The sequence below is a fragment of the Microbacterium aurantiacum genome (assembly GCF_031625015.1).
Taxonomy (GTDB): Bacteria; Actinomycetota; Actinomycetes; order Actinomycetales; family Microbacteriaceae; genus Microbacterium; species Microbacterium aurantiacum.
Genome location: NZ_JAHWXH010000001.1, coordinates 372126 through 386200, shown reverse-complemented (window position 1 = coordinate 386200; position 14075 = coordinate 372126). Strand labels below are relative to the sequence as shown.

At 67.1% G+C, this 14075-nt stretch carries 17 protein-coding genes; 2 read left to right on the top strand and 15 right to left on the bottom strand.

The window, feature by feature from the left end:
- Window positions 1–3: 3 nt before the first annotated feature.
- The 14 genes from KZC50_RS01750 to KZC50_RS01685 form a co-directional block, all read right to left on the bottom strand.
- Window positions 4–918: a carbohydrate ABC transporter permease gene (locus KZC50_RS01750; protein WP_310890413.1), complete on the bottom strand. Its 915-nt coding sequence runs from the start codon at window positions 916–918 to the stop codon at window positions 4–6.
- A complete protein-coding gene (locus KZC50_RS01745) occupies window positions 918–1814 on the bottom strand; it encodes a carbohydrate ABC transporter permease (RefSeq protein ID WP_310890412.1) in 897 nt (298 codons plus the stop codon). Before KZC50_RS01745 ends, KZC50_RS01750 begins: the two co-directional genes overlap by 1 nt.
- The gene (locus KZC50_RS01740) at window positions 1807–3114 is read right to left on the bottom strand and encodes an ABC transporter substrate-binding protein (RefSeq protein ID WP_310890411.1); all 1308 of its coding nucleotides are present in this window, start codon (window positions 3112–3114) and stop codon (window positions 1807–1809) included. Before KZC50_RS01740 ends, KZC50_RS01745 begins: the two co-directional genes overlap by 8 nt.
- A 221-nt stretch (window positions 3115–3335) precedes the next feature.
- Window positions 3336–3461 carry a hypothetical protein gene (locus KZC50_RS01735; RefSeq protein WP_301132200.1) on the bottom strand — a complete coding sequence of 42 codons (126 nt, stop codon included), beginning with the start codon at window positions 3459–3461 and terminating at the stop codon, window positions 3336–3338.
- Between the two features lie 283 nt (window positions 3462–3744).
- The gene (locus tag KZC50_RS01730) at window positions 3745–4254 is read right to left on the bottom strand and encodes a hypothetical protein (RefSeq protein WP_310890410.1); all 510 of its coding nucleotides are present in this window, start codon (window positions 4252–4254) and stop codon (window positions 3745–3747) included.
- Window positions 4255–4312: 58 nt separating this feature from the next.
- The gene (locus tag KZC50_RS01725) at window positions 4313–4639 is read right to left on the bottom strand and encodes a TraR/DksA family transcriptional regulator (protein WP_310890409.1); all 327 of its coding nucleotides are present in this window, start codon (window positions 4637–4639) and stop codon (window positions 4313–4315) included.
- Window positions 4640–5184: 545 nt separating this feature from the next.
- The gene (locus tag KZC50_RS01720; protein ID WP_310890408.1) at window positions 5185–5871 is read right to left on the bottom strand and encodes a hypothetical protein; all 687 of its coding nucleotides are present in this window, start codon (window positions 5869–5871) and stop codon (window positions 5185–5187) included.
- 115 nt (window positions 5872–5986) lie between these two features.
- Window positions 5987–7390 carry an HNH endonuclease signature motif containing protein gene (locus tag KZC50_RS01715; RefSeq protein ID WP_310890407.1) on the bottom strand — a complete coding sequence of 468 codons (1404 nt, stop codon included), beginning with the start codon at window positions 7388–7390 and terminating at the stop codon, window positions 5987–5989.
- A 307-nt stretch (window positions 7391–7697) separates the two neighbouring features.
- Entirely contained in the window at window positions 7698–8459 is a 762-nt protein-coding gene (locus tag KZC50_RS01710; protein WP_310890406.1) for a hypothetical protein, read from the bottom strand.
- Complete coding sequence (locus tag KZC50_RS01705) at window positions 8459–9397, bottom strand: ABC transporter ATP-binding protein (RefSeq protein ID WP_310890405.1); 939 nt, start codon at window positions 9395–9397, stop codon at window positions 8459–8461. The genes KZC50_RS01710 and KZC50_RS01705 overlap by 1 nt, the downstream gene beginning before the upstream one ends.
- Window positions 9394–9630 (bottom strand): PLDc N-terminal domain-containing protein, encoded by a 237-nt coding sequence (locus tag KZC50_RS01700; RefSeq protein ID WP_310890404.1) that lies wholly within the window; start codon window positions 9628–9630, stop codon window positions 9394–9396. The genes KZC50_RS01705 and KZC50_RS01700 overlap by 4 nt, the downstream gene beginning before the upstream one ends.
- A 25-nt stretch (window positions 9631–9655) precedes the next feature.
- On the bottom strand, window positions 9656–10468 hold the full coding sequence (locus KZC50_RS01695) for a hypothetical protein (protein ID WP_310890403.1): 813 nt from the start codon (window positions 10466–10468) through the stop codon (window positions 9656–9658).
- Window positions 10465–11172: an ATP-binding cassette domain-containing protein gene (locus tag KZC50_RS01690; protein WP_310890402.1), complete on the bottom strand. Its 708-nt coding sequence runs from the start codon at window positions 11170–11172 to the stop codon at window positions 10465–10467. The genes KZC50_RS01695 and KZC50_RS01690 overlap by 4 nt, the downstream gene beginning before the upstream one ends.
- Window positions 11169–11735, bottom strand: a complete 567-nt coding sequence (locus KZC50_RS01685) for a helix-turn-helix domain-containing protein (RefSeq protein ID WP_310890401.1) — start codon at window positions 11733–11735, stop codon at window positions 11169–11171. Before KZC50_RS01685 ends, KZC50_RS01690 begins: the two co-directional genes overlap by 4 nt.
- A gap of 129 nt (window positions 11736–11864) precedes the next feature.
- Here KZC50_RS01685 and KZC50_RS01680 point away from each other — a divergent pair, with 129 nt between their 5' ends.
- Entirely contained in the window at window positions 11865–12203 is a 339-nt protein-coding gene (locus KZC50_RS01680; RefSeq protein ID WP_310890400.1) for a hypothetical protein, read from the top strand.
- A 194-nt stretch (window positions 12204–12397) separates the two neighbouring features.
- Complete coding sequence (locus KZC50_RS01675; protein WP_310890399.1) at window positions 12398–13303, top strand: universal stress protein; 906 nt, start codon at window positions 12398–12400, stop codon at window positions 13301–13303.
- A 75-nt stretch (window positions 13304–13378) separates the two neighbouring features.
- Here the strand turns inward: KZC50_RS01675 and KZC50_RS01670 are convergent, their stop codons facing one another.
- Complete coding sequence (locus KZC50_RS01670) at window positions 13379–13519, bottom strand: hypothetical protein (RefSeq protein ID WP_310890398.1); 141 nt, start codon at window positions 13517–13519, stop codon at window positions 13379–13381.
- Window positions 13520–14075: the final 556 nt, after the last annotated feature.

Genomic DNA, 14075 nt, shown 5'->3' with positions numbered 1-14075 from the left:
TCCTCACTTGATCGCGCCGCTGGTCAGGCCGCCGACGAGATACCGTTGCATGAAGACCGCGGCGATGTACACGGGGATGATCGCGGCGAGGGACGCGGCGGCCATCTGGCCGAATTGCACACCGCGATCGCCTTGGAACAGCGAGATCGCCACCGGCAGGGTCTGGGACTCGTTGCTCTGCAGCACGGTCAGGGCGAACAGCAGCTCGTTGTAGTTGAGGATCAGGATGATGATCCCTGTCGCGATCAGTCCGGGGGCGAGGAGCGGTATGACGACGCTGATCATCGTTCGCAGGGGGCCGGCGCCGTCGATCTGCGCCGCCTCCTCCAGCTCGACCGGAATGCGTTCGATGAACGGTTCCAGCAGGGCGGTGGCGACCGCGACATTGACCAGTCCGTAGATCAGACCGAGGCCGATGGGGCTGTTCGTCAGCTCGAGGGAGCGGAGGAGGAAGAAGAGGGGAATGATCGCGACGACCGGCGGGGCGACGAAGCTCGCCAGGACGTAGACCGGGAGGAAGCTTCCGCCGGTGCGGTAGCGCGCGATGGCGAACGCGACCAGGGTGGCGATCACCAACGACAGAACACACCCCAGCACGGCCGCGACGATCGAGTTGAGCGCGTACAGCAGGATCGGCATTCGTTCCCACATGGCGGTCCAGTTCCCGAGCGTCAGTTCGTCGGGAACGATACGCCCGGTCGCGATCTGCGACTGCGGCGTGAACGACAGCAGGATGAGGTAGATGATCGGCAGGAGTGTGCCGGCGAGGACCAGGCCCCACAGGCCGCCGCGGCCGACCCGACCGAACCCGCTGCGCACGTGGGCGCGCCCGGCCGAGCGGCGCCGCGGCATGCGGCGACCACGGGGGGTCGTCACCAGTGCCGTCGTGGGGGCGTTCGCGGTGTCTGTCGAGTACATCAGGACCACCTTGTGCGGTTGCGGAGCATGGTCACGGGGATGGTGACGAGGGTGACGACGATGACGAAGATCAGCGTCTGGGCGGCGGCGTAACCGACGTCGAACTCGCGCATCGCGGTGCGGAAGATCAGGAAGCCGGACAGCATGGAGGCGTCCGCCGGGCCGCCCGCGGTGAGGATGTAGATCAGGTCGAAGACTTTGAACGAGATGATCAGCTTGATCAGAAGCACCGCGGTGATGGTGGGAAGGACCATGGGGAAGGTGATGTAGCGGAATGTCTGCCACGGTCCCGCGCCTTCGACCTGCGCTGCCTCGTACACCGACTGCGGCAACGCCAGCAGTCCCGCATAGAGGATGAGAGCCACGAAAGGCGTCCATTGCCAGGAGTCCGCCAGGGCCACCATGATGATCGCCCAGAATGACGATCCCAGCAGGGAGATCGGTTCGGTGGTGAGGCCGAGCTGCATGAGCACGGCGTTGAACAGGCCACCGTTCGGCGCGAGGATCAGTTTCCACACCACCGCAGCCATGACGGGCGGGGTGAGCAGCGGAAGGAGGATGAGCGTACGGATGACGTTCTGTCCTCGCGTCAGCTGACGCATCAGCAACGCGATCATCAGGCCGAGCGCCACCTGGAAGACGGCGGTGCCGATCGCGAACGCGCTCGTCCGCACGAGGGCATCGACGAACGTGGTGTCTCCGAATGCGCGGCTGAAGTTCGCGCCGCCCACGATTTCCTGGAAGGGCTGCCCAAGGGTGGAGCGGCTGACGCTGGACGCCAGGAGGTAGATGAGGGGATAGATCGTAACGATCAGTCCCGCGACGAGAGCCGGGGCCGAGAAGGCCCAGCCGATACGGCGACCGGGCCCTCTCGTCACCTGGGTGGTGTCAGCCAAGGATCGACTCCCACTCGGCCTGCACCTGCTCCATGGTCTCCTGCGGGTCCGCTCGATCGGCGATCATGGTCGCCAACGCGTCCGTGAGTGCCTGGTTGAGAGCGGGCGCGTCGGCCGTGGTCGGCCAGGGGAGAGCGCCGTTGAGCGAGGCGGACGCGGCCTCCTGGACCTGCGGGTTGAACTCGATGTACGTCTCCGACTGGAGGGTTGAGAGGCGGTTGGGGTCGATGCCCGAGCCGTACGATGTGATCAGCTTGAGGTTCACCTCGCTGCTCGTCGCCCACAGCATGAAGTCCTTCGCAAGCTCCACGTTGTCTGCCTGCGACGACAGGGTCAGGGTGAATCCGGCGTCGAGGGCGGCGAGGCTGGACTCGGCGTCGCCGCCGACGGGGAGCTGGGAGACGCCCCACTTGTCGACGATCTGGGACTGCTCGGGATCCTGCGCGAACGTGCCGAGGTCGGTCCAGAACTCCATGAATGCGACCTTGCCCGACAAGAACGCCTGCAGCGCCTGGTCGAAGCCCGTCTCCAGCGGGGTCGGAAGGGCGGCATCGGTGACGTCGAGAAGGGCCTGGGCGGCGCCGATGGCTGCCGGCGTGTCGAGCGTGGGGTTGCCGGCGTCATCGGTGAACGAGCCGCCGAAGCCCGCGAGGCGGTTGGCGTAGGTGGACATCAAGATGATGGGGGTCTGCTGGCCCATGATCGCCGCGCCGTAGACGCCGTTGGCGCTTTCGTTCTCCGTGATCGTTGCAACGGCTTCGGCGTACTCATCCCACGTCGTCGGCGGTTCCACGCCATTTCGCTCGAGGATCTCGGTGTTGTAGAAGAGCACCTCGGTGTCACCGTCGAAAGGCAGGCTGTAGCGCTGTCCGTCGACGAGAGAGTACGGGTCGTAGATCGAGCTGATGAAGTCGTCCGGGTCGGCCTCTTCGACGATGTCGTCGATTGGGACGATGACGCCACCCGCCGCGAGAGCGCCGATCTCGGTGTACCACGAGTCGAAGACGTCGAACTCGCCCGAGCCTGACTGCACGTCGAGCGTCGCTTTCTGCTGGAGTTCGTCGTAAGGAACGAGGGTGACGTTAACCGTCACGCCCGGGTTGGCTGCCTCGTAATCCGCTTTCAGGATCTCGGATGCGCCGGCGTGGGTCTGGGGGAAGAGCACGTTGAGCGTGCCGCCCTCGGTGTCGCCGTCGGCTGTGCCTGGCGAGGAGGACGCGCAGGCGACGGCGGACGCGGCGGTGAGCGCGACGACGGCAACGGTGCCCAGCCCGCGAGTCAGCATTCGGGTGCTGTGCATTTCAATCTCCTTTGATTCATGCAAACTGGACAACTGGTCTGTCCAATTTGGACTGTATGCCCCCCACCCTCCATTCGTCAACCGCCTCTTGCATGACCTCGCGCTCATCGAGGCCGCCGACGGCCAGCTGGCCTGATCCCCACCGCTCCCGCAACAGAAAGACCGCCCCAACCCCTCATCCGGGTCGGGGCGGTCAGCCCTCCTCACCTACCAACGGCGGGTCAGCGGGACTTGCGCGGCCGCGCCGGCTCTGTGGCGGCCTTCGAGCGCTTGGCTTCGCGCTTCTCCTTGAGGCTGAGCTTCGGTTCCTTCTTCGTGTTGGCGTTCCGAGGCGACTTTCCAGACATGGCGATGCACGCTTCCTTTCCTTGATGGTCGTCGGGCTCTCGAGGCCCGCGTCGATCAGCGGGGGTCTGCTGATCCGTCACAGAGGTCTTTTCGAGGGGTTACCCGAGCGCGAGCCACTTCGCGGACGGCATCCTCTCGTCGACACGGCCTGCGTCGATCCGGCCTGCGACGACCGCCCGGCGGCTGTCCGTTCTCCGTCTTCGGAGGAACGCGGGTCCCCACCCGCGGGTCTCGGTCGAGGTCGGGGGAGTGGTGAACATGGTGTGCTCCTAGATCGTGGGGTCAGAGGTATTCGTTCATTCCGGCGGCGCCGATCGAGGTGTGGGCGATCTCCTGCCAGCGCAGCGCGATTCCCGCGTCGAGGGATTCGCGCTCTCGTGCGCGGGTGATGACGCGTTCGGCGAGGCGATCGCGGTCGTTGCATCGTTCGGCCAGGACGGCCGTGATCACGACCGATCGCGCGTATGCCTGCTCGAGTCGTGTGTGGATGCGTCGTGTGGCGCTGTCGCAGATCCGCAGCACGCTCGGCTCCGAGACGACGGGCGAGCCGTTGAGGACGAGAACGATGTGTTCGAGTCCTCGCAGCCGCGCGCAGAGCGTGGCGCATCGGTCTTCGATGTCGCGAAGTGCCGAGCGCAGGTGTCTCCGCGTGCGCAGTGCACGGATGTCGATGCCGATGACCACCGCGCGAGGGTTCCCTGTCACGGCGTCGACGCCGGGGAAGTTTTCGACTTCCGGCGCTGCGGCCAGCGCCGCCAGGCACGGCAGCGGGTCGCCGATCACTGCGATCAATGGTGTTCGCGAGGGTTCCGTGCCGAGGGTCACCGCATCGGTGACACCGACCGCAGGGTCAACGTTTATCGACACTGCGCTGGCAATCGATGCAGTTCTCGGCGTACGGCATGATCTCCAGCCGTGCCGCGACGATCGGTCCGCCACAACGGATGCAGCGGCCGTAAGTTCCGGCGTCGATGCGCTCGAGTGCGGCGGTGATCTGGTCGATCACGCGCTGGGTCGCCTGGCTCGTCGCCCAGGAGACGGGGTCGACGTTGGGAGCGGAGGTCGGGCGGGATTCGCGGATGGCCGCTTCTCGCTCCTCGAGTTCCTTCTGCAGGAACTGGCGAGTACGCGTGTAATCCACGGTCGGTGCGGACGAAAATGCAGTGTCAACGGACATGAGAACTCCTGAAAGTGGGCGCGACGAATAATGGTGCAATTCAGGCACCGTCGTGCGGATACAAAAAAGGCGCCGCATATGCGACGCGCTGGGATAAGAGAAAGAGCCGTGAAAACACGGGTTCATCTACGGTGGCGCGCGACGGGTGAGGAGCGGAAGCGATCCGGCTTCCGCTCCCGTCTCCCGGGGCGGAAGCACCTCGTGACGGGCTCCGGCGATGTCCAGGACGTATCGCACGATTCGAGCGCTGCGCAAAGGCGCTGCGCTGACAAAGGGTGCGGTGACGGACATGCCCCTCACCATAGCCCGAAAAGAAAATAAAGCAAGTCGCCCAGATTCCCCCCGAATTCCCCGTCCCTTTTCTTTTCCCCCTTTTTCCCCACCCCGCCCGCACGCCACCTCGCCCGCCGGCGCTCCGCCCTCACCCGCGCGGCACCCTCACCGCTCGCGCAGCCCGCAGCCTTCCGGTGGTCGAGTAGCCCGCGCAGCGGGCGTATCGAGACCCAGGCGGCCCGCAACGCCAGTCCCGGCCCAGCCCCGCGTCGTCACCCCTGACGGATGCCGTGCTCCTCCGACGCCGCCTCAGCCGCGGATGCTGCCGGCCCCGCCTCCACCCCGTGATCGGCGTGCCAGGTCCCGAGCCATGCGAGGTACACCGTCAGTTCGGCGAGGATCGCGAACCGCCAGGGAGCCGATACCCCAGACGCCTCGAGTCCCACCGCGCAGAGCACCCCGAGCGCGACGATTCCCGCGAGCAGCGCGACCACGCCTCCGGTTCCGGCCTCGCGTTCCGGGCGGTGCCGTGCGAGCACGGTCGGCAGCAGTGCGAACAGGATGATCGCCCACAGTGTCCAGACGAATCCCCACGCCCACGCGTGCGCGATCGCCACGAGTGCGGTCGTGCCGACGACGGCGCCGATTACGAGGACGAGCTTTCCGCCACGCGCGCATGCGCGCCAGGCGAGGACGAACAGGGTTGTCGCGACGATGATCCCGAGGGCGAGCAGGATGATGCCCGCGAGTCCGCCGAGGGAGGTCCGGAACTCGATGATGACGAGGGTGGCGGTTCCGAGTGCGGCGATGGTGGCGAGGCTGACGTTGACCAGGTTCGCGGTGTCCTCGCCGATGTATGCGCGGACCGGTCGGGTCGATGTGATCACTGCCGCCAGGGTGACGATGCCGACGAGTGCCAAGAAGACGTTGAGCGACGTCGTCGCATCGCTGAGGTCCACCGCACGACTCTAGCCACACCTCTTCCCCGGTCCGACGTGGGTTACCCCCGTCGAGGGCAAGGGGTCGCGGAGCGACCCCGCGGCAGCCATCCCAGGAACGCGCGGACGCCGATGATCAGAACGGCGGACAGATCGGAGGCGATTCGCGATCCGGTTCGGATTCGGATCCGCGACCGGGATCCGATTCAGGGTCCGGATCAGGTTCCGGGATGAACATCACTCGGGGCGGCGGGTCTTCGATGTAGACCTTGCCCGACGGTGCGGTGAACTTCAGCCTCCCGCCGGGGAGTTGCTCGACGATCCACCCCGCAGCATGCCTGGTCACATGGTGTCGGGTGCAGCACGGACCGAGGTTGTCGCCGTCGGTCTTCCCACCGTTGGCGTACTCCTGGTGGTGGTCGATCTCGGATCGCATCGCGGGCCGCCGGCATCCCGGGAACGCGCATCGCACGTACCGGGCTTGCAGGAACCGCTTGATCCCTGCGGTGGGGGTGTACCGATCCGTGGTCAACACTTCCGCGGTGACGGGATGCAGGAACACCCGGTCGAATCCGGGCGCGTTCCCGGTGAGCATCCGCACCGTGGCGGGGTCGATCGCGCACTTCCCATTGAGCTCCGCCCCACCCGAGGTGGTTCCGGCGAGGGTGGTGGCGGGGATGCTGACTTGCACGCTCCCGCGGATCGCTGCGAGCCCACCGCCGGTGGGGTCGATGGTGGGGGCGGCGGTGAGGAGCATGTCCATCACGACATCCGCGCGGATCTGATCCAGGGTGCGCTCGTCAAACCACGGTTCCTCGGCCCTTTCACCGCGCGCCCGCCGCTCGGCGTACTCACGCCGGGCCCGCAGGTCGGCGGCCTTGATCTCCCGCGCCACCTGGGTCGCGCGGTCGTACGCCCCGTGGACGTAGGTGGTGGGCGCGATCGTTCCGAGCATCGACATCCCATCGGGCAAGTCCTCGACGAACACCCGCTGTTTACACGCCGCGACCTCGTGCCGCTCCTGCACCGTCCGCGGGTTGAGCTTGTCGGCCACCTGCTGCGCATACGGACGCAACCGGCCCGTCGCAGTCTTCACCGCGTAATCCAATACATCCTTCTCGTACGCGGCCCGCGCACCCGGGTCCGGCAGGTCCGACCCGAACTCCACGATGACCTTCGTGTGCGCCTGCGACACCTGCCCCGCCCGCCACGCCTCGAACGTCGGGGCGTACTCCGTCACCAACCGGTGGCACTCGAACAACCGGTTCTGCACCGTACTGTCATTCACCCGTGTCGCCGCACCGATCTCTGCCGCCATCGCCCGCAACGGCATCTCCCGCGCCTTCGCCGTCGCCGACCCGAGACACGCGGTCTGCTCCTGCGCGTACGCATACGCCTTCGCCATCGCCGCAGCCTCACCCGCCTGCGCCTCGGCCATCAGCCGACGCCAGCCCACGATCTCGTCGACGAATTCGCCCGTCTTCCGCGCCGCGACATCACGATCATCGCTGTCGCCCAACGGCTCCGAATTCTCGTTCATGCCTTCTCGTCTCGATCGATGTCCCGTCCTCAAAGTATAGAACACAAATACGACATTGAGAAGGGAATGATCCTCAGTGTGGATAACGAATATCGAACCTAGATACGCCCTTCGCGACCCCACCCGCCCGGACATCCCCGTCCTCCGCCCCCGCTTTCGGGTGGTCGAGAGTCCGCGTCGCGGACGTGCCGAGACCCGGACGACCCGCGATCCGCGCCGGCGAGCCGATCATCACGGCAGCCCTCTTCGACAACGACCACATGCACGCTCGCGATCGGCTCGCGACGTCGGGCGGTCGTAACCCGCCTTAGGCGTCGCGTCTGAGTGAGTGGTTCGCGGTGATGAGGGTAGCGCCGACGACGCACAGCGCGGTGACGATGAGTGCGGACAGGATCGGCAGGCCGAGGTGCTGGACGCCGTCGGTCGAGCCGGTGAGGAGCATGGTGGGGGTCCAGGCGGACAGGGCCGGGAACTGGCTGAGCAACGGCAGGACCAGTGCCAGGATCGTGGCGACGGCGATGGCCGGTGCGGTGCGGCGGGCGAGCGACATGACAAGGAAGCCGATCGCCATTGTCATGACGAGGTAGATCGTGGAGCCGGCCCACACTCCCACGACCATGTCACTGCTGATTCGGCCGATGGTGAGGTTCGTCATCACCACGGCGAGCAGGAGCCCGAGGGCGTAGGCGACGATCGCGGCGATCCAGGTGACCGCAAGTCGAGGGATGGTCACGGTGGAGAGGTGTGCCACGCGGGTCCGGTAGTAGATGGAGGACCCGGTGCGGGCGTCCCACGCCATCGAGGTGACGGCGACGGCGACGGCCAGGATGAGTCCGAGTTGCATGGCGCTCTGATTGAACAGGGTGATGCCGTCGTCGGGGGTCGCCGGGGCGGCGTGGATGGTGAGTTGGTCGGTGTTCGCCGCCGAGCCGAGGATCTCCGGCATGGAGAGGGCCAGGGCGGGGCCGGAGAGCCCGAAGAACGCGAAGGTGGCCAGCAGGCCGATGAGGAGTCCGGAGCGGGTGAGGCGGCGGGTTTCGACGCGTGCGGAGGCGAGGCAGGCAGCCATCAGTGTTCCTGTCTCTGGATGATTCGGGCGAATGACGCGTCGAGGTCTCGGTCCTGCAGGGTGACTTCGATGACGGGCGCGCGGAGCAGGGTGAGTGCGTGCGTCAGTTCGGTCGCGGCAGTGTCAAAGCTGGTGAATCGGGCCGTGCAGAGGGTGTCGGTCACGAATTCGAGTTGCGTGTGCGGCAACTCGGCGGTGAGTGTTTCGATGGTCGTGGCGGTGGGAGTTCCGAGTCGGATGGTCCATACCGGCTCCAGGCCGGCGGTGAGGATTTCGGTGGTGGTGCCGTGCGTGATCACCCTTCCGTCCCTGATGACGACGACGTCGTCGGCGAGTTGTTCGACCTCACTGAGCAGGTGGCTGGAGAGCACGATGCAGCGGTGCCGCTTCTGCTCGGTGATGAGGGCCCGGATGTCGGCTCGGCCGATGGGGTCCAGCGCGCTGTTGGGCTCGTCGAGGATGAGCACGTCGGGGTCGAGGACGATCGCCGCGGCGATGCCGAGACGTTGCAGCATGCCGCGAGAGAAGTCGGCCACTCGGCGGGCCGCCACTTTGCCGAGCCCGCACAGTTCGAGTGCTTCACGGGCGGTGAAGGTGCCGCGCATGCCGGCGATCGCGAGGGACGTTTCGACGACCTCGAGCGCGGTGAGCCAGGGTTCGAATTGCGGCACGTCGGGGCAGTAGGCCACCCGGCCGCGGCCGGGACCGAACGTGACCTGCCCGCTGTCGGCGCGGAGCAGGCCGGCGATGATGCTGAACAGCACGGTCTTCCCAGCCCCGTTGGGGCCGATCACGGCGGTGACAGCCCGGTCTTTCGCGGTGAAGGTGATGTCGTGGATTCCGGCGCCGCCGAGGAAGGTGCGGCTGACGCGTTCTACCTGGAACGCAAAATCGGAAGGGTTCTGGTCCCGGGCGGTTGTTGTGCGAAGCGGGGTCATCGGATGTCCTCGTCTCGGAGAGCAGCGCCTCTTTCACGCCCGACGATGAGGTACAGCACCGCGCCGAGCGGGATCAGAAGGACGACGAGCAGCACCCAGACCAGCTTGGGGAAGTGCCGTACGCGTGGTTTGAGGGTGATATCGATCAGGCAGAGGATGATCAGTGCCGCCGCGAGGATGAGTGGTGGCATGAACGCGGCGAGGAGCCCTGTATCGAGGTTGACGAGGTTCACGAGGTTCTTTCGGTCGGTGAAAGTGTCAGGACCCGAGGACACGGGCACTGCGGAAGCCGCGGGCGGTGAGTCGGATCATGAGGAAGGTCGCCAAGACGGTCAGCAGCAGGACGCCGCCGAGGGCGGGAAGCACCCATTCGGCGAGGAACAGCACCGACGGGACCGTCAGCAGCGATGGGGCCAACGCGAGCAGCCGGATCGGGCCGCCGTTCATGCCGGCTTTCGACTCCAGGCTGCCCGGATACAGCAGTGCCCCGAACAGGGTGGCGACGGCGGACCAGACCCCCATGGACAGCGACAGCACGACGAGGGCGGCGATGAACGGCACCGTGGGAGTGACCGACACCCCCAGAATCGTTGCGGTCGCTGTCGCGGTGACCGCAAAACCGACCAGGGCGACGATCCAGGATGCAGCGGTGAGGGTGAGGCCGGCGGCCAGGTAGGCGGAGAAGAGTGAGCGACGTGGAACAGGGCTCGCCAGCAGCACCTCGATGCCACCGCCGCTGACATCGTCGGCGACCACGCCGGGCAGTGTCAGCGTCGCGATCATTGCGACCAGGACCCCCAGGAACACCGGCATCATCAGCAGCATGTACGAGGTGAGGGTCAGAAGCTCACCGTCGGCGTCGCGGACGGACACCATGCCGGTGGCCAGCGAGGGGATGAGGTCCGAGAGCTCGGTGACCCCGTTCATCCCGCCCGCGGTGACGAAGGGAAGCACCCCGGAGACGCCGCCGATGATCAGTGCCAGCCAGAGCGCGGTGGAGCGCTGCTGCAGCCAGGCGCGTTTCGTGAGCGCGAAGATTCTGCGGCGCGGTAAGGACTGCATGGTGCTCATCGGTCCGACTCCAACACGTCGAGGATCATCGACTCGGTCACGTCCGCGCCCAGAGCGACGAGGCTCGTGCCGGTGACGGCCAGATGGTTGCGGGCGAGCTCGAGCGCTTCGGGCACGCTGTGAGTGGAATACAGCACGGTGCGGGTTTCTCCCCATGTTCGGAGCAGTTCGCGGGTGCGCGCCGCGTACACGGGGTCCAGTCCGGTCAACGGCTCATCGAGGACCACGAATGCCGGGTCGGTCATCGCCAACCGCGCGAGGTCCGCGCGTTGCTGCTGACCACGGCTCAGCGACTTCACTCGCTTACTCAGCAGTGGTGACAGGTCGAAACGTTCCACCAGCTCAGCGATGGGGGCCGAAATGGCGCCCGGGTAGGTGCTGGTGATGTCCCGCCAGAATTCGAGGTTCTGCTGCACGGTCAAAGCGGACGCCAGCGCAGACTCATGCCCCAGGTACCCGACCCGTGAACGCACGGCTGCGCCGTCGGCGACCTGTGCACCGAGGACGGTACATTTCCCGCCCAAGGCGGGGATGACACCGCAGATCGTGCGCATGAGCGTGGTCTTGCCGCCACCATTGCGGCCCAGCAGCGCCGTGACCCCGCGCCGCAGCTCGAAGTTCACCGAGCTCAACACCGCGGTTTTCCCGTAGCCGACGATCAGATCCGACGCGTGCGCCGTGACGACGTGCTCGTGCGCACTCATCCGGATGCCTGCCCCTCAGCGTTCCCCGGTCCGTCGGACTCTGCGCGTGGCACCAGGATCGTGGTGAGCTTCCGGCGGCGACGCCCCTCCCCGGCCGTGTTGCTGAGCAGTGGCGTCAGCGCCCCCATGAGGGCGCGGAAGAACTCGTCCACCTCTGCGGTGGTCGCCCAGAAGTCGGCCTGCGCGAAACTCACCCGATCAGCGGCCAGGTCCGGCTCGCCTGCCTGCACGTAGGCGGCGAAATCGCGGATCAGACCGGAGCTGAACACGGTGAACATCGTCAGCAGATCCTCCCGGCTCAGTGCCGCCAGCTCGTCCTGTGACGGATTCACCAGCCCTGGGTTGACCCGGTAGGTCTTCTCGCTCGCTCCGCGGATCTGGCGCTCCGACACCACCTCGAGCAGGCCATGACTCACCAACTGCGCCATATGCCGGTACAGCGTCGCGATCGGCACATCCGGCATCTGCTCGTGCACCCGAATCGTCGTCAGTTCGTCCACACCGAGGAGCGTCTGCACGATACGCAGCCGGATCGGGTGCAGCAGGACGGATGAAGTAGCCATGCGGAAATGATCTCAATATCAATAGTGAAAACAAAATTCGTCGCCGTTTTCACCCACGGGACTCGACCCGGACGACCCGCAACGCCAGCCCCCGCGACCCCGGCGACCCCCTCATGGTCGAATGGACCCATGCCCGCCCCCCAGAACGCCCCCCAGAACGCCATCTCCCTCACCCTCGACGGAACCCCCGACTTCCCGAGCGTGGTCCTCCAGGCGCTCTACCGCATCACGCGGCGCTCCACCCCTGAGCTGCGCCGCGCGATCCGCGCCGGCGAGCCGATCTTCACCGCTGCCCTCTTCGGCAACGACCACATCGATGTCGTCCCTCGCCTCGAGAAGACGGTCGACTACCTCGACGGTCTCAACATCCCGTTCACGCTCCACGAATGGGTCGACGGAACCCGCGATGAGATCACCGTCCCCCTCATGCGCGAGATCATCGAGGCCGCCGACGGCTCATTCGCCTGACCCGCGCGCCGCCGCACCTGCGCACACCCGCACCCGCCGGCCGAGCACACCGACGCCCCGGCTCTACCGCGCGTCGCGCTTCATCCGCTCGGCGTGCGTGCGCAAGGCCGCGGTCACCGCGAGCCGGATCACCCAGTACATGACGATCAGCCAGATGATCGAGATCAGCCACCCTCGCCCCCTAGGCTGACGCCATGACGGATTCCTCTGCACCCCAGACGGATGCCGCGGCGCCGTCGTCCCCGCTCATCGTCGTCGGCATCCGCCCTGACACCGTCCGGCGCGACCCCGAGCTCCCCGGCGCAGCCCGCCCCGAACCCACCGAAGCCCACCCCGCCCTCGCCTGGGCCGTTGAGCGCGCCCGTGCCACCGCAGCGGACCTGAAGCTCGTGGCCGTCGTCGATCCGAAAGCCGAGGGCCTTGACGCCCTTGCCATCGCACCCCTTGAGGCCCTCGCCATCCCCCTCCGCGCGACCGGCCTCGCCGTCACGGTCGAGGTCATCGACGACCGTCACGTCGACCGCGCCCTTCCGGATGCGGCAACGGATGCCGCCCTCCTCGTCATCGGCACCGACCACGTCCCGGGCAGCCGGCGTGAGCGCGGGCATCTCAGCCGACACCTCGTGTCGCACGCCCATTGCTCCGTCGCCGTGGTCCCCTCCCTCGACGAAGCCCAGCGACGCGAGGGTGTCGTCGTCGGAGTCGACGGTTCCGACGTCTCCCACCGCGCTCTCGCGTTCGGCGCTGACGAGGCCGCACGCCTGCGCGAGACCCTGACGATCGTGTCGACCTGGATGCCGGTGCCCGTTTCCCTCGATGTGAACATGACGTACGACCCGACGCCCTACGACCTGCAGGCCCCCACCGAGGCCTTCGCGCAGACGGCGGTCGACGAGGCGCACACCCGTCACCCCGGCCTCGACGTCCGCACGCTCGTCGCCGAAGGGGACGCCGCCATCGCCATCACCGACGCGTCGACGTCCGCACGTCTGACCGTCGTCGGCACCCACGGCCGCAGCGGCCTCGCCCGCCTCCTCCTCGGCTCGACCAGCACCGCGGTGCTCGAGAACACCACCGCGGTCACCGTCGCCGTCCGCTAACGAAACTCGCACCGCCTCCGGGCCACGACCCGACGCGAGCCCCCGCCACCCTGCGCGGCCCCCACGCGAGCCCCCTCAGAGCACCAGTCGCCCGACGCGCTCGCCGAACAGCTCCTCGCCGGTCGGAAGGAAGCCGAGCCGCAGGTAGAAGCCCAGCGAAACCAGCGCATCGAGCAGCTCTGCCGAAGGCGGTTCCAGTCGCAGGGATGACGTCATGCGTCGCACCTTCTGCCCACCGTTCGACACGCGCCCCGCGCGGCGGCTCAGCTCGCGCGAGTGGCGGCACTCGAATGGGCCGAGCACGGAATCCGCGTGAACCCGGTTGGGCCGCGTTCGGCGAATCCTTTTCCGCCACGACAGGTGCGCACCTCAGCGTTGACGGCGGCAACGATCGCGTGATCTGAGTCCACTCGTCACCCGGGGTCGGCGCCCCGATCGAGTGACCGCGGCCGCGACTCGCGTGTCGGGTGGGGACGACCGGACGGCATCAGGCGCGCTTTGTCCACGAGATGCCGTTGGCGTCATGCGTGGGCGCTCATCGACGATCCCGCGCCGGTGGGCGCGTCCGCCTTCTCCGCGCACAATCCGCCTCAGGCATGGATGCCGGGGCATCGTGCTGAAGGCTCCGCTGCACCGGGAAAATCGTTAGCGGGACCAAAAGTTCACCTTGTGTCGATACTTCCGCGAGCGCACACCCTCCGGGGTCCACGCCGAGCCAGAAAGCCCTCTAACCGGGGATTTTTGTTCCATGAGCGCCGGCGAACGGCCCGCG

What these genes read in the sequence shown, in the direction of transcription:
- KZC50_RS01750 (WP_310890413.1), bottom strand. Translation starts at nt 918, where the DNA reads ATGTACTCGACAGACACCGCGAACGCCCCCACGACGGCACTGGTGACG.
- KZC50_RS01690 (WP_310890402.1), bottom strand. Translation starts at nt 11,172, where the DNA reads ATGAGTGCGCACGAGCACGTCGTCACGGCGCACGCGTCGGATCTGATC.
- KZC50_RS01715 (WP_310890407.1), bottom strand. Translation starts at nt 7,390, where the DNA reads ATGAACGAGAATTCGGAGCCGTTGGGCGACAGCGATGATCGTGATGTC.
- KZC50_RS01740 (WP_310890411.1), bottom strand. Translation starts at nt 3,114, where the DNA reads ATGCACAGCACCCGAATGCTGACTCGCGGGCTGGGCACCGTTGCCGTC.
- KZC50_RS01710 (WP_310890406.1), bottom strand. Translation starts at nt 8,459, where the DNA reads ATGGCTGCCTGCCTCGCCTCCGCACGCGTCGAAACCCGCCGCCTCACC.
- KZC50_RS01725 (WP_310890409.1), bottom strand. Translation starts at nt 4,639, where the DNA reads ATGTCCGTTGACACTGCATTTTCGTCCGCACCGACCGTGGATTACACG.
- KZC50_RS01675 (WP_310890399.1), top strand. Translation starts at nt 12,398, where the DNA reads ATGACGGATTCCTCTGCACCCCAGACGGATGCCGCGGCGCCGTCGTCC.
- KZC50_RS01735 (WP_301132200.1), bottom strand. Translation starts at nt 3,461, where the DNA reads ATGTCTGGAAAGTCGCCTCGGAACGCCAACACGAAGAAGGAACCGAAG.
- KZC50_RS01705 (WP_310890405.1), bottom strand. Translation starts at nt 9,397, where the DNA reads ATGACCCCGCTTCGCACAACAACCGCCCGGGACCAGAACCCTTCCGAT.
- KZC50_RS01680 (WP_310890400.1), top strand. Translation starts at nt 11,865, where the DNA reads ATGCCCGCCCCCCAGAACGCCCCCCAGAACGCCATCTCCCTCACCCTC.
- KZC50_RS01695 (WP_310890403.1), bottom strand. Translation starts at nt 10,468, where the DNA reads ATGAGCACCATGCAGTCCTTACCGCGCCGCAGAATCTTCGCGCTCACG.
- KZC50_RS01685 (WP_310890401.1), bottom strand. Translation starts at nt 11,735, where the DNA reads ATGGCTACTTCATCCGTCCTGCTGCACCCGATCCGGCTGCGTATCGTG.
- KZC50_RS01670 (WP_310890398.1), bottom strand. Translation starts at nt 13,519, where the DNA reads ATGACGTCATCCCTGCGACTGGAACCGCCTTCGGCAGAGCTGCTCGAT.